18 protein-coding genes and 1 pseudogene are annotated in these 16641 nt (G+C 60.4%); 10 read left to right on the top strand and 9 right to left on the bottom strand.

Annotated features, from left to right (window positions below):
* Positions 1-2: 2 nt before the first annotated feature.
* Entirely contained in the window at positions 3-602 is a 600-nt protein-coding gene (locus MRBLPB4O_RS16030) for an SAM-dependent methyltransferase (protein ID WP_341795857.1), read from the top strand.
* The gene (locus MRBLPB4O_RS16035) at positions 599-1258 is read left to right on the top strand and encodes a glycosyltransferase (protein WP_341795858.1); all 660 of its coding nucleotides are present in this window, start codon (positions 599-601) and stop codon (positions 1256-1258) included. The genes MRBLPB4O_RS16030 and MRBLPB4O_RS16035 overlap by 4 nt, the downstream gene beginning before the upstream one ends.
* Positions 1259-1279: 21 nt before the next feature.
* Here the strand turns inward: MRBLPB4O_RS16035 and MRBLPB4O_RS16040 are convergent, their stop codons facing one another.
* Entirely contained in the window at positions 1280-2116 is an 837-nt protein-coding gene (locus MRBLPB4O_RS16040) for a Ku protein (RefSeq protein WP_341795859.1), read from the bottom strand.
* 142 nt (positions 2117-2258) lie between these two features.
* A complete protein-coding gene (locus tag MRBLPB4O_RS16045) occupies positions 2259-3209 on the bottom strand; it encodes a GlxA family transcriptional regulator (RefSeq protein ID WP_341795860.1) in 951 nt (316 codons plus the stop codon).
* A 106-nt stretch (positions 3210-3315) separates the two neighbouring features.
* Here MRBLPB4O_RS16045 and MRBLPB4O_RS16050 point away from each other — a divergent pair, with 106 nt between their 5' ends.
* Both MRBLPB4O_RS16050 and MRBLPB4O_RS16055 read left to right on the top strand, forming a co-directional pair.
* Positions 3316-4113 carry an SDR family oxidoreductase gene (locus MRBLPB4O_RS16050; protein ID WP_341795861.1) on the top strand — a complete coding sequence of 266 codons (798 nt, stop codon included), beginning with the start codon at positions 3316-3318 and terminating at the stop codon, positions 4111-4113.
* Between the two features lie 173 nt (positions 4114-4286).
* Positions 4287-5294: a zinc-binding alcohol dehydrogenase family protein gene (locus tag MRBLPB4O_RS16055; RefSeq protein WP_341795862.1), complete on the top strand. Its 1008-nt coding sequence runs from the start codon at positions 4287-4289 to the stop codon at positions 5292-5294.
* A 62-nt stretch (positions 5295-5356) separates the two neighbouring features.
* Here the strand turns inward: MRBLPB4O_RS16055 and MRBLPB4O_RS16060 are convergent, their stop codons facing one another.
* Both MRBLPB4O_RS16060 and MRBLPB4O_RS16065 read right to left on the bottom strand, forming a co-directional pair.
* Complete coding sequence (locus MRBLPB4O_RS16060) at positions 5357-6388, bottom strand: methionine synthase (RefSeq protein ID WP_341795863.1); 1032 nt, start codon at positions 6386-6388, stop codon at positions 5357-5359.
* 24 nt (positions 6389-6412) lie between these two features.
* The gene (locus MRBLPB4O_RS16065; RefSeq protein ID WP_341795864.1) at positions 6413-7399 is read right to left on the bottom strand and encodes a DUF1852 domain-containing protein; all 987 of its coding nucleotides are present in this window, start codon (positions 7397-7399) and stop codon (positions 6413-6415) included.
* A 327-nt stretch (positions 7400-7726) separates the two neighbouring features.
* Here MRBLPB4O_RS16065 and MRBLPB4O_RS16070 point away from each other — a divergent pair, with 327 nt between their 5' ends.
* Positions 7727-8392, top strand: a complete 666-nt coding sequence (locus MRBLPB4O_RS16070) for a tellurite resistance TerB family protein (protein WP_341795865.1) — start codon at positions 7727-7729, stop codon at positions 8390-8392.
* A gap of 94 nt (positions 8393-8486) precedes the next feature.
* On the opposite strand, the gene MRBLPB4O_RS16075 is transcribed toward MRBLPB4O_RS16070, so the two are convergent.
* The 3 genes from MRBLPB4O_RS16075 to MRBLPB4O_RS16085 form a co-directional block, all read right to left on the bottom strand.
* Positions 8487-10895, bottom strand: coding sequence for a TonB-dependent siderophore receptor (locus MRBLPB4O_RS16075; protein WP_341795866.1), 2409 nt, complete (start codon positions 10893-10895; stop codon positions 8487-8489).
* 81 nt (positions 10896-10976) lie between these two features.
* Positions 10977-12002: a FecR domain-containing protein gene (locus MRBLPB4O_RS16080; protein WP_341795867.1), complete on the bottom strand. Its 1026-nt coding sequence runs from the start codon at positions 12000-12002 to the stop codon at positions 10977-10979.
* Entirely contained in the window at positions 11972-12478 is a 507-nt protein-coding gene (locus tag MRBLPB4O_RS16085; protein ID WP_049277058.1) for a sigma-70 family RNA polymerase sigma factor, read from the bottom strand. The genes MRBLPB4O_RS16080 and MRBLPB4O_RS16085 overlap by 31 nt, the downstream gene beginning before the upstream one ends.
* Positions 12479-12679: 201 nt before the next feature.
* Between MRBLPB4O_RS16085 and MRBLPB4O_RS16090 the strand changes: the two genes are divergently transcribed.
* The 3 genes from MRBLPB4O_RS16090 (at position 12680) to arsH (ending at position 14279) form a co-directional block, all read left to right on the top strand.
* Positions 12680-13027 (top strand): metalloregulator ArsR/SmtB family transcription factor, encoded by a 348-nt coding sequence (locus MRBLPB4O_RS16090; protein WP_049277060.1) that lies wholly within the window; start codon positions 12680-12682, stop codon positions 13025-13027.
* 66 nt (positions 13028-13093) lie between these two features.
* Entirely contained in the window at positions 13094-13564 is a 471-nt protein-coding gene (locus tag MRBLPB4O_RS16095; protein WP_341795868.1) for an arsenate reductase ArsC, read from the top strand.
* Positions 13565-13577: 13 nt separating this feature from the next.
* Positions 13578-14279 carry an arsenical resistance protein ArsH gene (gene arsH, locus MRBLPB4O_RS16100; RefSeq protein ID WP_341795869.1) on the top strand — a complete coding sequence of 234 codons (702 nt, stop codon included), beginning with the start codon at positions 13578-13580 and terminating at the stop codon, positions 14277-14279.
* A gap of 66 nt (positions 14280-14345) precedes the next feature.
* Here the strand turns inward: arsH and MRBLPB4O_RS16105 are convergent, their stop codons facing one another.
* A complete protein-coding gene (locus tag MRBLPB4O_RS16105; RefSeq protein WP_341795870.1) occupies positions 14346-14663 on the bottom strand; it encodes a hypothetical protein in 318 nt (105 codons plus the stop codon).
* 284 nt (positions 14664-14947) lie between these two features.
* Between MRBLPB4O_RS16105 and MRBLPB4O_RS16110 the strand changes: the two genes are divergently transcribed.
* A complete protein-coding gene (locus MRBLPB4O_RS16110) occupies positions 14948-15457 on the top strand; it encodes a ProQ/FinO family protein (RefSeq protein ID WP_341795871.1) in 510 nt (169 codons plus the stop codon).
* 76 nt (positions 15458-15533) lie between these two features.
* Here the strand turns inward: MRBLPB4O_RS16110 and MRBLPB4O_RS16115 are convergent, their stop codons facing one another.
* The gene (locus MRBLPB4O_RS16115; RefSeq protein ID WP_341795872.1) at positions 15534-16394 is read right to left on the bottom strand and encodes a LysR substrate-binding domain-containing protein; all 861 of its coding nucleotides are present in this window, start codon (positions 16392-16394) and stop codon (positions 15534-15536) included.
* 20 nt (positions 16395-16414) lie between these two features.
* Here MRBLPB4O_RS16115 and MRBLPB4O_RS16120 point away from each other — a divergent pair.
* Positions 16415-16615, top strand: a pseudogene (locus MRBLPB4O_RS16120) (LLM class flavin-dependent oxidoreductase); the annotation flags it as partial.
* Between the last annotated feature and the right edge of the window lie 26 nt (positions 16616-16641).

Genomic DNA, 16641 nt, shown 5'->3' on the forward strand with positions numbered 1-16641 from the left:
CCATGAGCCTCGACGCGCAATACTTCGCCGACCTGTATGCCGACAGCGATGACCCCTGGGCGTTTCGCACCCGCTGGTACGAACGGCGCAAGCGCGACCTGCTGCTGGCCAGCCTGCCCCGTCAGCGCTATGAGCGCGTGTTCGAGCCGGCCTGTGCCAACGGCGAGCTGAGCGTGCTGCTGGCCGAGCGTTGCGTCAGCTTGCTGTGCCAGGACATCGACCCGACCGCCGTGGGGCTGGCGCGCCAGCGCCTGGGGGCCGCGAACCATGCCCGGGTGGAGCAAGGACATCTGCCGGGCGACTGGCCAGGCGGGCAGTTCGACCTGATCGTGCTCAGCGAAATCGGCTACTACCTCGACCCCACCGATTGGCTGCAGGTGATCGAGCAGTCGGTGGCCAGCCTCACGGCCGATGGCGCCCTGCTCGCCTGCCACTGGCGCCACCCCATTGCCGGTTGCCCGCAGGACGGCCGCGAGGTTCATGCCCTGCTGGCGAGGCACTTGCCGCTGTATCCGCTGTTGCGTCACGAGGAGGCGGACTTTTTACTCGAGTACTGGACGTGCCAGCCCAGCGTCGTCGACCTGAATGAGCCCTGCCCATGATCGCCGTCATCATACCCGCCCACAACGAGGCCCGGCGCCTGGGGCGCTGCCTCAAGGCGGTCAAGGCTGCAAGTGCGCGAGCCGAGGCGGCAGGCTTAGCGGTAGAGGTGCTGGTGGTGCTGGACCGTTGCAGCGACACCAGTGCGCTCGTGGCCCGACGCCACGGTGTGCATACCCTTGAAGTGGACGCTGGCAATGTCGGCGTCGCCCGGCGTGCAGGCGCAGCATGGATGATCGCCCGCGGCGCCCAATGGCTGGCATGCACCGACGCCGACAGCCGCGTCCCGCAGCACTGGTTGACATCGCAATTGCAATGGCGCGCCGAGGTGGTGTGCGGCACGGTGCACATCGAGCGCTGGCAACCCTGGCAAAGTATCGCCCTGCGCCGGTTGTACCGCAGCCTTTACCAGGCCCGTGAGGGGCACAGGCATATTCATGGCGCCAACCTCGGTGTGTGCGCCAAGGCCTACGAACGCGTTGGCGGGTTCCAGCCACTGCCGGCCCACGAGGATGTTCAACTGGTGCTGGCCCTGCAAGCCAGCGGGGCGCAGATCGTCTGGACCGCCGAGCACAGCGTGGCGACCAGCAGCCGGCGTGATAGCCGCGCAAAGCAGGGGTTCGGCGACTATATCAGTGGCCTGGAAGGCCAGGTGTGACCACCTGGCGAGTCTCCACCATCAGGAGGCCTTGCGCGGTCGTTTGGTAGCCGGTTTTGCGCCCTTGGCCTTGCCACCGAGGCTGCGTTTGAGCAGTTCGGTAAGGTCGAGGATATCCGCGCCTTTCTCCGCGCTGGCGCCCTCCCCTTTGTCCACTGTCTCGATCTTGCCCTTGCTGGCTTTCTCTTCCACCAGGTCGAGTATGGTCTGGCGAAATGCGTCGTGGTACTCGTCCGGAGCCCAGGACCCACTCATGTCTTCGACCAGGCGTTTGGCCATGCCCAGTTCGCGCTTGTCGACCTTGGCATCGGTCACGCTCTTGTCCAGTTCCAGGGTTTCAACGCTGCGCACCTCCTCGGGCCAGCGCAGGGTGATCAGCACCAGGGCGTCTTCCAGTGGCCGCAGCAGCGCGAGGTGCTGACGGGTATGCAGCACCACGGTGGCCAGGGCTACCTTGCCGGTGCTCTCCAGCGTATCGCGCAACAGCGCATAGACTTTGCCGCCGCGCCGGTCAGGGCTCAGGTAGTAAGGTGTGTCAAAGTGCTGAAGCGGAATCTCTCCAGCCTTCACGAACGAAAAAATATCGATGGTCTGGGTCGCTTCAGGGCGAGCATCGCGAATTTCCTGCTCACTGATCACCACGTAGCGGCCCTTCTCGTACTCCACGCCCTTGACGATGTTGTCCTTGTCGATTTCCTTGCCGGTTACCTTGTTCACCCGCTTGTAGCCCACCGGCTCCATGCTGCGCTTGTCGAGCCAGTCAAAATCCACCCGCTCGGAGCTCACCGCAACGTTGAGCGAAACCGGGATGTGCACCAGCCCGAAACTGATCGCGCCTTTCCAGATAGCCCGCGCCATGTCTACCTCCTATGGGTTAGCAGCGAACGAAGCCCTTACTAAACCTGACTGACGACGGGTGCGAAGGTTTAGTTTGGTTGCACGACGCCAACGGGGGCCTGCAATGCCGGATAAACTGACCCGATTGCAAGCAGCCGAACCGTCAGAGGGAGACCAGCCGCCGAGCATCCCTTCGCACGGCTTGAGGGGGCACCCCAAAACCACGGATGAACACCTCCCGCATATGCCGGCGGTCCCTGAAGCCGGTCTCCCTGGCCACCACATCCAGGCTGTGCAGGCTCTGCTCGATCATCAGCCGGGCAGCCTCCAGCCGCAGGCTCTCGACAGCCTTGGCCGGTGACTGGCCGGTCTCGGCGGTGAACACGCGGGTGAATTGCCGTGGGCTCAGGTGCACCACTTCAGCAAGCTCTTCCACGCTCAATGGGCGGCTGAGGTGCTTGCGGGCGTAATCCAGCGCGCTCTGGATACGGTCCGACTTGGGCGAGAGCGTCAACAGTTCGGAGTGTTGCGACTGCCCGCCAGATCGGCGTTGGTGCATGACCATCTTGTGCGCCACCGACCTGGCCATTTCGCTGCCCAAGTCTTTTTCCACCATACCCAGCGCCATGTCCAGGGCGGCAGTCATGCCGGCAGACGTCCAGATCGGCCCATCGACGATGTAAATCCGGTCTTCCTCGACGTCGATCTTCGGGTGCAGCTCTCGCAACTTGTTCGCATAAGCCCAGTGAGTGGTCGCGCGCCGACCATCCAGTACGCCGGCTTGCGCCAGCACAAAACAGCCGGTGCAAAGGCCAGCTGTACGGCGCGCACCGTCGACAAAGCCCCGCACGCTGGCGAGCACCTCCTCGCTGGGGGGCGTCAGAGGCGTCAGCGTGCCGGTGACCATCCAGGTGTCGGCCAGCCCCGGCGCCCCCACGGGCAGCGTGTCGATATGCATCCCCAGTGACGAGCACACCGTGCCGCCATCGATGGAAAAGTTCTGGACCCTGTAAACCGCTTCGCCCGCCATGATGTTCGTAAGCTCGAACACGGTTTGCGTCGCCAGGGACATGATCTGGAAGCCTTCGGTGATGAGGTAGCCGACCCGGTGCATCGCTGATGCCCTCTGTGCAATGTCCTAAAACAGCACTATATGCGTCGTTTGAGACAAAGACCACCTGCTGCATGATGGCCCCACACCCAACCAACGGAGCATCAGCATGACGCAGCAATTCAAGGGCACCGCGCTCATTACGGGCGCCTCATCCGGTATCGGTTCGATCTACGCGGAGCACCTGGCCCGTCGCGGCTATGACCTGGTGCTGGTGGCACGCGACCGGGAGCGCCTCAACGCATTGGCTGGCCGGCTTACCACCGAAACCCGGCAGAACGTGGAAGTATTCCCGGCAGACCTGGCCAACGCCGATGACCTGGCCAAGGTAGAACGCAAACTGCGCGAAGACGCCAGCATCAGCCTGCTGGTGAACAACGCCGGTATCGGTACCCATACCGGGCTGCTGGAAAGCGACGTTGAGCGCATGGCGCACATGATCACCCTCAACGTCACCGCCCTCACCCGCCTTACCTATGCAGCTGTCCCCGGCTTTGTCGCTCGCAAGCAAGGCGCGGTCATCAATATCTCGTCCGTCGTCAGCCTGGCACCCGAACTGCTCAACGGCGTGTACGGTGGTAGCAAGGCCTACGTCACCGCGTTCACCCAGTCGCTGAACAAGGAACTGGCGGGTACAGGCATCCAGGTTCAGGCAGTACTGCCCGGGGCCACCGCGACCGATTTCTGGCAGACCGGCGGTTTGCCCGTCGAGAACCTGGACCCAGGCATCGTGATGTCTGCCCAGGACCTGGTAAACGGTGCCCTGCAGGACTTCGACAACGGCGTGCTGATCTCTCTGCCGTCGCTGCACGACCTGCAAGCCTTCGACCACTTTGAGGCCAGCCGGCAAGCCTTGTTCGGCCAGCTGTCCAGCAACCGGCTGGCGCAGCGCTACAGCGCCAGGTGATCAGCAGCGAAAGGAACGTAGTCGAGAATGTGTGGGGCGACCAGGCCAGATCACGGGCGCTTCACACCATTTTCACTGCAAGCGAGAAAGTCTTACTCCACCCAGGCTGTTTTTTGAGTGAAACGAAACGAATAGTCTGAACCCACTTTTCGCATCCCCAAGAGGCAACGCCAATGAAGGCAGTCGTTTACACCCAGCCCGGTCTCCCGATCCACGACCCACAATCGCTGTATGACGCGCAGCTGCCCACGCCAAAACCGGGGGCCCGTGACCTGCTTGTGGAAGTCCGGGCAATTGCCGTCAACCCGGTTGATACCAAGATCCGTGCAAGCCGCGGTGGTGAACAACCACAAGTGCTCGGCTGGGACGCTGTCGGCGTCGTCCGCGAGGTGGGGCCACAGGTTACGTTGTTCCAACCGGGCGACGAGGTTTTCTACGCCGGTGCCATTGACCGCCCAGGCAGCTACAGCGAGCTTCACGTGGTGGATGAACGCATTGTCGGGCCTAAGCCCCGCAGCCTGGACAACGCCAGCGCCGCGGCCTTGCCGCTCACCTCCATTACGGCCTGGGAGCTGCTGTTCGACCGCCTGGGCGTTGAAGAAAACGGTGGCAAGCAGCAAAGCCTTCTGGTGGTCGGTGCTGCCGGCGGGGTTGGCTCGATCCTGGTTCAACTTGCCCGCAAGCTGACACAGCTCACAGTCATTGGCACCGCCTCACGGCCCGAGACCCAAGCCTGGGTGCAGCAAGCGGGAGCCCACCATGTGATCGACCACTCCGAATCGATTCCACATCAGTTGGAAGCGCTCAAGCTGGGGCCGGTCGACTACGTCATCAGCCTGACCCATACCGACACCTATCTTGCGCAACTGGTGGAAGTGCTGCGGCCACAAGGCAAGCTCGCGCTGATCGACGACCCCGCGCAACTGGATGTGATGCCGCTCAAGCGCAAGTCGCTTTCACTGCACTGGGAGCTGATGTTCACGCGCTCGCTGTACAAGACCGAAGACATGATCAAGCAGCACCAACTGCTTGAGCGCGTTTCGCGGCTGGTCGATGATGGCACGCTCAAGACGACCCTGGGCGAGCACTACGGCACGATCAACGCCGAGCACCTCAAGCGCGCCCATGCCATGATCGAGAGTGGCAAAGCACGCGGCAAGATCGTGCTGGAAGGGTTCTGAAGCCCGAGATCAGGCGCCCGACGGCCAAAAGTGACATGGTAAGTCCCGACGTTCGGGTGCCTTCAACTGGCCAATAGTTCTCTGCGGACGATTTCTGCACCCGCACTCAACGCTCTGAGCTTGCCGCTGGCGACCCTACGCGGTAAGGGCGCCATGCCACAGTTGGTGCAAGGATAGAGCTTGTCTGCCTCTACAAATTGCAGGGCCTTGCGCAGGGTATTGGCTACTTCCTCGGGGGTTTCAATGGTGTGGCTGGCCACGTCGATCGCGCCGACCATCACCTTCTTGCCTCGGATCAGCTCAAGCAGGTCCATGGGTACATGGGAGTTGTGGCATTCCAGCGAAATGATATCGATGCTGGACTTCTGCAGCTTGGGGAAGGCTTCTTCATATTGCCGCCACTCTGATCCCAAGGTCTTTTTCCAGTCCGTGTTGGCTTTGATGCCGTAGCCGTAGCAGATATGCACAGCGGTTTCACACTTGAGGCCTTCGATGGCCCTTTCCAAAGTGGCGACCCCCCAGTCATTCAGCTCATCAAAGAAGACGTTGAAAGCGGGCTCATCGAACTGGATGATGTCAACACCGGCAGCCTCCAGCTCCCGGGCTTCCTGGTTGAGGATTTTGGCAAATTCCCAAGCCAGTTTTTCACGGCTTTTGTAATGGCTGTCATACAGCGTATCGATCATGGTCATGGGGCCTGGCAGCGCCCACTTGATGGGCTGACTGGTCTGCTGGCGCAGGAACCTGGCATCGTCGACAAAGACCGGGTTTTTCCGTGCAACGGCACCCACCACCGTCGGTACGCTGGCATCATAACGATCACGGATCCTGACGGTTTCACGGTTCTCGAAATCGACGCCGCTCAAGTGCTCAATGAAGGTCGTCACAAAATGTTGGCGCGTTTGCTCACCATCACTGACGATATCAATGCCGGCGTTTTGCTGCTCTTGCAATGACAAGCGCAGGGCATCCTGTTTGCCTTCGATCAACGCCTCATCCTGCAATTTCCAGGGTGACCAGAGCGTTTCGGGTTCTGCGAGCCAGGAGGGTTTAGGCAAACTGCCGGCAGTCGAAGTGGGTAACAGCTTTTTCACGAGGTAAGACCTTATATAAGTTAATCAGCAGGCGTAATTGGCGGACCACTGCTCAAGCATCGCGTGGTGCGGTTTGATAAAGTGCTCCTCCACAAAATGCCCCTGCTCGATGGCCAACCGGCTACGCTCCTCCCGGTCATAAACAATACGGGTCAGCGAGTAATCCTGATGCTGCAAGCTGGGGTGATAGCACTTCCCTGCGGCAGAATTTGCATTGTAGATTTCGGGACGATAGATTTTCTGGAACGTGTCCATGGTGCTGATGGTGCTGATCAACTCAAGGTTGGTGTAGTCACTGAGCAAATCGCCCGAAAAATAGAAGGCCAACGGTGCAGCACTGTTGGGCGGCATGAAATAACGCACCTTCAAGCCCATCTTCTCGAAATAAGTATCCGTCAAGGAGTACTCATCCTGCTGATATTCAAAGCCCAATACAGGATGCTGATTATCCGTTCGATGGTAGGTCTTGCTGCTGGAAACACTCAGGCAGATAACCGGAGGCTTGTCGAAGTGCTGCTTGTACGTGCTTGAGTTCACGAAGCGCTTGAACAGCTTGCCGTGCAGCTCTCCGAAATGGTCTGGCGTGCTGAACACAGGCTGGTTGGCATTGTGCCCCGGCAGCAGTACGCTGAAATCGTAATCGCGCACGTAGGAAGAAAAATTATTCCCTACCATGCCCGCGATGCGCTCGCCGGTTTGTCGGTCGATAATAGTCGTTTTCAATATTTCAATCAGCGGCAGCGCCTGATCGCCGCCCTCGGCATCGATACTCATCTCGACAGAAATGATGTCAAGTTCGACGGCGTAGCGGTCGCCTTTGGGGTTATCCCAATGCGCCAGGGCGTTGAAGCGGTTATCTATCATCCCCAAGGTGCTGCGCAAGTTCTCTTGCCGGCTCGCGCCCCTCGCCAGGTTGGCGAAGTTGGTAGTAATACGGGTGTTTTCGGACGGGTGATAGTGCTCGTCGAAGCGAGTGCTCTTGATGGAAAACTTGAAGTCTTTATTCGTCATGACCGGGAGCCTGCTCAAATATCCATATTCTCTGTAATTGGCCGGTATTTTAGGTTGGGGGCATGACCGAGGGAACTGAATTGATTTCACAGAACCTTTAGCCATGCTCATGACGCGCGCGGGCGATAATGCGAAAGATTCGCCGGGTTAATGTGTGCCCTACCACCACTCGATGATCGCCGCGCGTCAAACGGCGCTCAGGCATCGTTGCCATCGCCGCCAGGCTCCCGCGCCGGCGCGGCAAGGGGCCAGACGGTCATGGCGAATCGCCTTGAGAGGGCTATCGTTGCTTGTCTGGGCAACGACTACCGAGCGAGGGGCGCAGCCATGAATACCAGTGATCTACTCGAACAGTTGCTGCGCGCCGGGCAAGGCTCGCAAGCGCGTCAAGGCAGCGGCGGCATGTCATGGCGAGACGGCCTCGGCGGGTTGGGCGGCTTGCTGGGTGGCCTGTTGGGTGGCCGTGCTGGCAGCGGCACGGGCGGCTTGCCCCAAGGGCGCTCTGCGGGCGGCACCAATTTCGCAGCCCTGGCGTCGTTGGGGATGATGGCGTTCCAGGCCTATCAAAGCTGGCAGCGCAGCCAGGCGACAGCCCCGCAACAGGCGGTGCGTACTGTCGATCAGTTGTCCGGCCCCGAGGCCGAGGACCACAGCCATGCCATCTTGCGCGCGCTGATTGCGGCAGCCAAGGCAGACGGCCGCATCGACCAGCAGGAAGAGCAACTGATTTACGCTGAAATCAAACGTCAAACCAGCGATCCACAGCTACAACAATGGCTGGATGAAGAAGTCAGCAAGCCGCTCGATGTTGCCGAGGTGGCCCAGTCGGCACGGGACCCGGCCATGGCAGCAGAAATGTACCTGGCCAGCGTGATGCTGGTGGATGACCAGCAGGACGCCGAGCGGGCCTACCTTGACGAACTGGCCAGCGCACTGCAAATCGACCCGGCATTGCAGGTGCATCTGGAACAGCAAGCCAAGGCAGGTGCCTGAACGGGCTGTCAATTTACCCAGTGCAAACCAGACGTCTGAGGGACTGCGAAAAAGCTGTCGGTCAGTCGTGGCCTCAGCCTGGAGCCTACGTACCTCAGAAGTTGTATTTGATGCCCGTCATGATGTTTCTTGGAGCACCGTACATACCGTGGTCGCCGGCATAGCTGAGGTATTCGCGGTCGAACACGTTGTTCAGGTTGACTGACGCACTCAGATGCTGGTTGAAGTCGTAGCGCGCCAAGAGGTTGGTGACGGCATAGCTGCCCTGAGTGAAGGTGTGCAGGTCGGCACCGGTTTTGCTCTGCCAGTTCACACCGCCGCCGAGGGTGACCTTGTTCAGAATTCCCGGCAGCCGGTAGCTGGTGAACGTCTTGAGACTGTGACGAGGCAGGGTGGTAACGATGCGCTGGTCGTCAGCGTCGGTGCTGACCGCATAGGCATAACCTGCGGATGCCTGCCAGCCTTCGGCCAGTTCACCGTCCAGGGTGAACTCAGCGCCCTTGGTGGTGGTGCCCTGTTCTGACTTGTACGTGTTGCCGCCTGGGGTATCGATCCAGATGGCCAGGTTGTCCTGCTCGATCTTGAACAGCGCGACGCTGGAGTTCAGCTTGCCGTCAAAGTGGCTGCCTTTGACCCCGACTTCATAACCCGTGCCTTCCATGGGATCCAGGGGTTTGTTGTTGATGTCGCGAACCCAGGACGACTGAGGGTTGAAGATTTTCGTGTAGCTGGCATACAGCGACCACGTGTCGTTGACGTCATACACCACGCCGGCATAGGGAATGTAGACGCCGGTTTCCGATTCCTTGGTCTTGGTTTTTTCTGCGTTGTAGGGCTTATCCTCGATGTCACGGTGCCAGTCGATCACGCGGCTACCCAGCAAGACACTGAGATCGTCGGTGACGTGCAGTCGCGTGGCGAGGTAGGCGGCGTATTGGGTTTCGTCGGCAGTGGATTTGCCCGTGACGTCGAACTCCGGTTTGACCGAGCCGCCGTTCCAGTTCAGCAAGTTGTCGATCGCGCCAGCCGGCGAGCCGGAATAGTCGTATTTCCAGCCGCCGTAGCTGGGCACGTTCTCGTAGTAGTTGGACAAGGTCACACCGGCGATCAACTCGTGTTCGCGCCCCAACAGCCCGAACGGGCCGGTCAGGTAGGCATCGATGTTGTTCTGGCGCGGGATCCCGGAGAAGCGCACCGGCAACTGCGTGGTGCCGCTTCCGTCCGGGCTAAGGCTACCGTTGACGTAGTTGAAGACCTCGTCAAACTTGTTTTCGGAGTGGGTCAGCTCGATCTTCCCGCTCCAGCCATTGGCGAACTGCTGCTCGATCGAGGTGAAAAAGCTGGTTTGTTCATGGTCGTTGTAAGACCACGTCTGAGCCGAATTGAGCGAGCGTTTGAGGTGGGTGCGAGACCCGTCGGTAAAGCGCGTCGGCAGGCCGGAGCGCATGGGCGAGTCAACGTCTGTACGTTGGTAACTGAAGCCCATCGTCAGCAAGGTGTCTTCAGTCAGGTCGAACTCGGTAATGCCGTAGATCAGCTGCGAGTCCTGCTTGTAGCGGTCGACCCATGATTGCTCGGTCTTGAAGTCGGCGACCAGGCGACCGCGTACGTTGCCGGTTTCAGTCAGCGGGCCAGATACATCAAAGCCGGTTCCGTAGCGGTCCCAGTTACCGGCTTCTGCGGTGACGCTGGCCTGAGCCTCGAAGGTCGGACGCTTGCGGATCAGGTTGATCGTCGCTGAAGGGCTGCCCAGGCCGCTGATCAGGCCGGTAGCACCGCGCACCACCTCCACCCGGTCATACATGGCCATGCTCTGGGTGTAATTGTCCATGCGCTTGACGGTGGGCACACCATCGATTTCAAAGTTCTGAATCTCGAAGCCGCGCGAGAAGTAACCATCGGATTCCGCACCCAGCCCGTCGCGTAACACAATGATGCCCGGTGTGGCATCGAGGGTATCGCTGAGATTGGTCAGGCGCTGGTCATCCAGGCGCTGGCGGGTCATGACGGTCAGCGACTGCGGGGTTTCCTTGGGGGTCAGGTTCAGGCGGGTCGAACTGCTGGATGAGTAGGCGGTGTAGAGCCCGGTACCTTCTGTCGTCGACCCGGGCGCCTTGCCCGAGATCGAAATGCTTTGGAGCTCCAGCGCGGTAGAGGCCGGCGCTCGCTGGAGGGTGTATCGCCCATCCGGCTGGCGCACCGCAATCAGTTGGCTGCCCGCAAGCAGCGCCTGTAACGCACCGTCGATCGTGTAATCACCATTCAAGCCGGGGCTGTTTTGCCCCGCAATCAAGTCATTGGGAAACGACAACAACAAATGGGCTTGCTGGCCCAGTTGATTGAGCGCAGTGCCCAGGGGCGCTGCGGGGATTTCGTAGTGTTGCACGGTGCTATCGGCGGCTGCCCACACTGGCGATGAAGTGGCAATCAGAACCGCTGCAGCGCGACCCAAGGTGCTGGCAAGCGGGGTTACGGAGCACGACGAAATACTGCGGTGATGCATGTGAAATTCCCCGATGTTTTTTGATGTATGGCCTATGAGTCTCGCCAAAAATCAAAACGGCTCATCAAGGATGAAAAAACTTCAAACGTTAGCTGGCGAGGGGCGCAAGTTGACCCACAGGCGAGTGAAACGCTGTACATCCAGTTTCAGCGTCTGGGCGACGGCATCGATGATTCGATCACTGTCTGCCAACGGGTAGGTGCCCCATACTCGCAGATTGGCCAAGGCGGCGTCGCAGCCAAGATAGCCATGACGATACCGCCCAAGTTCGTCGAGAAACGCCTGAAGCGGTTGGCCGTTGGCGACGATCATGCCTTCGGCCCAGGCGGGAGCGGATGCTTGCATGACGCCCAGATCGAGCATCCCAAGCGGCCCGAAACGCGCCACCTGCCCGGCGTGCAGGGCAGTCCAGGTGCTGGCTTGAGTCGGGATCACCTGAAGCGCGCCGCGATAAACTGCCAACTGGGTTGAGCCATTGTCGAACTGACGTATCGTGAAACGCGCCGAGGACGCTTGCGTGCGAACCTGAGCGGTATCGATGAACAGCGCCGGGCTCAAGGCATTGTCAATCAAGGCCTCGCCGCTGATTAATCGAAGGTGCCAACCACGGTCAGTGCCGCGAGCATTTATTGCACTATGGGTATTGAGTTCCAACGACAGATCCGAGGCCAATGCAACTCGTCGCTGCTCGCCCACCCCCGTGGTGTAATCGGCACCAATGCGCGACACCAATTCGCTGTCTCGGCTCAACCATGCGCCGGTGCCCACAGCCAGCAGCAAGGCCAGCCCCTTTATTGTCTGACGCCTGCTCAGCCCTTCCTGGGAAGGCAGCAACAGGGCCTGTCGGGCAAGGCCTGGATCGCCTCGGGTGCGTAATGCGTCGAGTTGCGTCCCCAGCGCCAAGGCTTTTTCCCAGGCCAGCTCATGCAAGGGGTTTTCACGGCGCCATGCCATGAAAGCGGCCTGAGCAGATGAATCGAACTCGGCCTCCTGCATATCGAGCCACCACTCCATTGCCTCCTCACACATTTTCGGCGATAGCGTTAGTTCTCGGATAAAGGCGTTCCCGGTGCTAGTCATCGCAGCAATTCCGTCACCAGCATGCATTGCGCACCCGCCTTGATGATATGGCGTTTGACGGTAGCGATTGAAATCCCCAGCCGCTCGGCAATTTCTGCGTGGCTGAGCCCGTCCAGTTGTGACCAGAGAAACGCCTTTTTGACGGCGACGTCCAGTTTGCACAGTGCTTCGTCGAGGCGGACCAGCGTCTCGAAGATGATCAACTGGGTCGCCAAGTCCGGCAGGACGCTTTCGTCTTCCGCCTGGAGCGCATCCAGATAGGCTTTTTCCAGGCGTGCGCGGCGGTAGTGGTTGGACAGGACACTGCGTGCCACCTTGGCCAGGAAAGGCCGAGGCTGGCGGACTTCAATCACCTCGTCACTGGCCAACAGACGCATGAAGGTGTCCTGCATCAAATCAGCAGCGCGGTGTGAGCAGCTCAACTGCCGATACAGCCAGCTGCGCAACCAGCGGTGTTGCTGTTCGTACAGGGCAGTGAACTGAGCGGTATCGACGGATGCCATTGGCGGCCACAAGAACGATGCAAATGAGACTTAGTATCATATTTGACTAATCGGGTGCCGACAAGAACGCAAAAGGCCGCCGCGTAAGGCTGGTCGGATGAATGAGGGCTGAAACCGATGCGGCCAGTTTCTGCATTGCGGGGGTTACCATCAATATATGGAAATACGTATATTCGGCTTTCCATATGTATTGGTGCCGCGATGATCACTCCGCCCGATGTCTTCAAATGCCTGGCTGACGAAACCCGCGCTCGCGCCACCCTGCTCATCGCCAGCCTGGGAGAGCTTTGTGTGTGCGAACTGATGTGCGCGTTGGGCGACAGCCAGCCGAAGATCAGCCGCCATCTGGCGCAGCTGCGCAGCAATGGCATGTTGCTGGACCGGCGCCAGGGCCAGTGGGTGTATTACCGCCTTAATCCGGCGCTGCCCGCCTGGGTTCACGAGATGCTGCAGGTCACCTTGCAGGCCAATTCGCAGTGGTTGGCCGACAACACACTTCGGCTCAAGTGCATGGACGACCGCCCCGTTCGCGACGCCGCCTGTTGTTGATCACCCTTTCGGCCCTGGCACTGCGCCGGCGCCCCTGACGTCCGCCACGAAGCAAAGGAGCCCTCCATGCGAGTCCTGTTCATGTGCACGGCCAACAGCTGCCGCAGCATCCTTTCTGAAGCGCTGTTCAACCACCTTGCCCCGGCAGGTTTCGAAGCGATCAGTTCAGGCAGCTTCCCCAAGGGGCAAGTATTGCCCCGTAGCCTGAGCACGCTGGAGCAGGCCGGTATTTCGACTGCTGGCCTGAGTAGCAAGGGCAACGACGCATTCGAGGGCAACCCGCCAGACATCGTCATTACCGTCTGCGACAGGGCCGCCGGCGAAGCCTGCTCGGTGTATTTCGGACCCGCGCTGAAGTCGCACTGGGGGCTGGAAGACCCGTCTGATGTGGTGGGTGACGAGGCGCGAGTCGACGCGGCCTTCCAGGCCACGCTGGCCCACATCGAATCGCGCTGCCGAGCCTTCTTCGCCCTTCCATTCGCTATCCTCGACCGTGATCAGCTCAAGCACGCGCTGGATCGCATCGGCACGCAATAAGCAGGAGTAAAAAATGTCCGATCATCTCCCCAACCTCGACCTCGCGTTGTTCGATCTGCCCCCAACGGCAACCGTTGCCAGCGAGCACAAACCACGCATCCTGCTGCTGTATGGGTCTACCCGCGAACGCTCTTTCAGCCGCTTGCTGGTAGTGGAAGCTGCGCGCCTGCTGGAGCACTTCGGCGCCGAGACCAGAACCTTCGACCCTTCTGGCCTGCCGCTGCCTGACGATGCGCCAGTCGAACACCCCAAGGTGCAGGAATTGCGCGAGCTGGTGCAATGGTCGGAGGGCCAGGTCTGGTGCTCGCCGGAGCGCCATGGGGCGATGTCTGCAGTGTTCAAGGCGCAGATCGACTGGGTGCCCCTGGCGATGGGCGCCGTTCGCCCCACCCAGGGCAAGACCCTGGCGGTGATGCAGGTGTGTGGTGGCTCGCAGTCGTTCAACGTCGTCAACCAGCTGCGGGTGCTTGGCCGCTGGATGCGGATGTTCACTGTGCCGAACCAGTCTTCCGTACCCAAGGCCTACCTGGAATTCGATGAGGCTGGCCGCATGAAACCCTCGCCGTACTACGACCGCGTGGTGGATGTGATGGAGGAGTTGGTGAAGTTCACCGTGCTGCTACGCGACCGTCAGGATTACCTGGTGGACCGCTATTCGGAGCGCAAGGAAACCGCGGAGCAGCTAGCTGCCCGCGTCAATCAGCGATCGATCTGAAGCGGCTGCAGGGCCCGCTTGCACCAGGATGGCTAGCCCACCCTGGTGCGCTTTCTTTAGCGACGATCAGCGGTCTTGGTCACGCTGCGGGTTATCGCGTTGCGATTGCTGGCCGCCCATGCGGTCTTTATCCGCCTGGTTCTGCTGGTCGGTTACATTGTCTTCAGGCCGGCCGCCTTTGCTACCGGTATCACTGGAACGGTCCCAGTCCTTGTTCATCTTGTCTTCGGGCTTCTGCCCTGGCTGGTTATGACCCGGTTGTTGCCGGTTCGGCATGCCACCGCCCGAGCCTTGACCGCCTTGCTGCCCGGTACCCGCAGTGTTGCTGCCCGCACCGGTGTCAGCATCGCCCTGATTGCCGCCCTTGTCTTGATTATTAGCCATGATCGCTTACCTCAAGTCAGACACAGAAAGGCCTGTGTACTCGTACGACTGCGGCTTTGCTGGCGTGGCTGTATTTATTCGCCGCCTTTCGGATAAGCGATACCAAATGCAGCGACTTGATACTGAGCCGCGCTAAATACCGATGTGCTGCAGGACGAAGATCTGGGGAAACAGACACGCCGTGTCTAGGAAAATAGGGGCAATTCATCTGTTTAAGCTGATCTGTAGCGCTGCATGGCTTATCCTTGTGCCTCGCAATCAACTTCGAAGCAGTGAATTGAACAATGGGTTTTGAACAACTAGCTGAGCTACGTGACCGCCTGCGGGCGGAGAAAGTGCAGGAAAAGGCCGAAAGCCCGAAGCCCCCCAAGCGCAAGTCTGCGCCCCAGGCGAAGCCTCGTGAGCAGGACCCGGCGGTAGCGGCGATCTGGCCATTGCAAAAGCATTTTCCACTGGCCTTCCCTGTCAATCCGGCCCCCAAGGTTCCGCTCAAAGAAGGCATCTTCAAAGATGCCGAGCAACACCTGGAGCTGCTTGGCATCACCAGTGAACAGCTCAAGCTGGGTATTTCCACCTGGTGCCGGGGCACCCGTTACTGGGCAAGCATGGTCGAGAACGCCCCGCGCCTGGACTTGAACGGCCAGGTCGCCGGCATTGTGACCGCCACTCAGGCGATCCATGCGAAGCAGCAAGCTGCTCGCCATCGCGGCCAGGACCGACGCAATCGTGCCAAGTCGAAAGCACGTGCTGCGGCCCCCGTTGCCGAGACCGCAGCCGAGCAGACTCCAGACTGAATTCAGACGAAACGGTCGAAGGGTTGGCGCTGCTTGTGCGCATCGCCAACCAGCACATCCTCGCGCTGAAGATCAGTCAGCCACAACTGGACTTGTCCAGGATGGAACTGGATGGGTCGTGTGGCTGAAGGTCGCTCTCGGATGCAAGCTGCGCTTGAATCCAGCCGATGAATGCCCGCACGTGCGCTCGGCCCAGGTTCTCCTGGCGGGTAACCAGGTAATAGGCAAAGCGCGAAGGCCACGGCCGGTCTATCGCTACCACCAATCTGCCGCTTCGCAGGTCTTCTTCCGCGTGCTGCGCCTGTACAAGCGCAATGCCCTGGCCACTGGCCGCCGCGCGTAACAACAGCAGGTCTTCGTCAAAACTCGGCCCGCGGCGGCTCCGCTGATCGGGCTCGACACCATGCGCCTGCAACCACAACCTCCAGTCCGCACGGTCGGCATCCTGCAGCAGCGGGTAACGCAGGCAGTCCTGCGGCTCATCCAGCGCCAGCCCGCCGGCAAGCAGGCCAGGGCTGGCTACCGGCAGCAGCACAGGCGCCAGTAGCGGTATCGACTCCAGCCCAGGGTAATCGCCCAGGCCATGGCGCAGGGCAATATCGACAGGATCACGATGCAGGTCGACCAGCTCGGCCGTGGACTGCACACGCACGTCGATCTCCGGGTGCTGCGCATTAAAATCCGCCAAGCATGGCACAAGCCAACCGAACGCGAACGAGGGTTGAGTACTGATCGTCAGGGTTTTAGCGCGCGTCAGCACTTCAAGGTCCAGCAAGGCGCTTTCGATCTGGCCAAACCCGCGTGAAAGCCCTGGATAAAGGCTCGCGCCAGCCTCGGTGAGCTGCACCCCATAACGGCTCCGGGTCAGCAGGATAACGCCGAGGCGATCTTCCAGCAGACGAATCTGTTGACTGATTGCGCCTAGGGTAACCCCCATACGCTCGGCGGCTGCCTTCAGGCTACTATGTGTTGCGCACAGGCCGCAACGGGCTGTTCGAGCTGCTGCATGAGTGGCGCGAGGCCGGGGTCAATCATGCTGCACTGGGCATGCAGATGGCCCAGCGCCCGGCGCAGGAGATCATCCAGGAGCTGGCAGAAGAAGTGCTGCCACTGTTTCCATCGCTGACGGGGCCAGAGCCCCATGGGCAGAACTGGTAGGCATTGCGGTGGCTGCTGGTTGTCAA

This window comes from Pseudomonas sp. LPB4.O (genome assembly GCF_038383825.1).
Lineage (GTDB): Bacteria > Pseudomonadota > Gammaproteobacteria > Pseudomonadales > Pseudomonadaceae > Aquipseudomonas > Aquipseudomonas putida.

Coding starts and splice junctions, on each gene's coding strand:
- MRBLPB4O_RS16030 (WP_341795857.1), top strand. CDS start 3: ATGAGCCTCGACGCGCAATACTTCGCCGACCTGTATGCCGACAGCGAT.
- MRBLPB4O_RS16035 (WP_341795858.1), top strand. CDS start 599: ATGATCGCCGTCATCATACCCGCCCACAACGAGGCCCGGCGCCTGGGG.
- MRBLPB4O_RS16040 (WP_341795859.1), bottom strand. CDS start 2,116: ATGGCGCGGGCTATCTGGAAAGGCGCGATCAGTTTCGGGCTGGTGCAC.
- MRBLPB4O_RS16045 (WP_341795860.1), bottom strand. CDS start 3,209: ATGCACCGGGTCGGCTACCTCATCACCGAAGGCTTCCAGATCATGTCC.
- MRBLPB4O_RS16050 (WP_341795861.1), top strand. CDS start 3,316: ATGACGCAGCAATTCAAGGGCACCGCGCTCATTACGGGCGCCTCATCC.
- MRBLPB4O_RS16055 (WP_341795862.1), top strand. CDS start 4,287: ATGAAGGCAGTCGTTTACACCCAGCCCGGTCTCCCGATCCACGACCCA.
- MRBLPB4O_RS16065 (WP_341795864.1), bottom strand. CDS start 7,399: ATGACGAATAAAGACTTCAAGTTTTCCATCAAGAGCACTCGCTTCGAC.
- MRBLPB4O_RS16070 (WP_341795865.1), top strand. CDS start 7,727: ATGAATACCAGTGATCTACTCGAACAGTTGCTGCGCGCCGGGCAAGGC.
- MRBLPB4O_RS16075 (WP_341795866.1), bottom strand. CDS start 10,895: ATGCATCACCGCAGTATTTCGTCGTGCTCCGTAACCCCGCTTGCCAGC.
- MRBLPB4O_RS16080 (WP_341795867.1), bottom strand. CDS start 12,002: ATGCATGCTGGTGACGGAATTGCTGCGATGACTAGCACCGGGAACGCC.
- MRBLPB4O_RS16085 (WP_049277058.1), bottom strand. CDS start 12,478: ATGGCATCCGTCGATACCGCTCAGTTCACTGCCCTGTACGAACAGCAA.
- MRBLPB4O_RS16090 (WP_049277060.1), top strand. CDS start 12,680: ATGATCACTCCGCCCGATGTCTTCAAATGCCTGGCTGACGAAACCCGC.
- MRBLPB4O_RS16095 (WP_341795868.1), top strand. CDS start 13,094: ATGCGAGTCCTGTTCATGTGCACGGCCAACAGCTGCCGCAGCATCCTT.
- arsH (WP_341795869.1), top strand. CDS start 13,578: ATGTCCGATCATCTCCCCAACCTCGACCTCGCGTTGTTCGATCTGCCC.
- MRBLPB4O_RS16105 (WP_341795870.1), bottom strand. CDS start 14,663: ATGGCTAATAATCAAGACAAGGGCGGCAATCAGGGCGATGCTGACACC.
- MRBLPB4O_RS16110 (WP_341795871.1), top strand. CDS start 14,948: ATGGGTTTTGAACAACTAGCTGAGCTACGTGACCGCCTGCGGGCGGAG.
- MRBLPB4O_RS16115 (WP_341795872.1), bottom strand. CDS start 16,394: ATGGGGGTTACCCTAGGCGCAATCAGTCAACAGATTCGTCTGCTGGAA.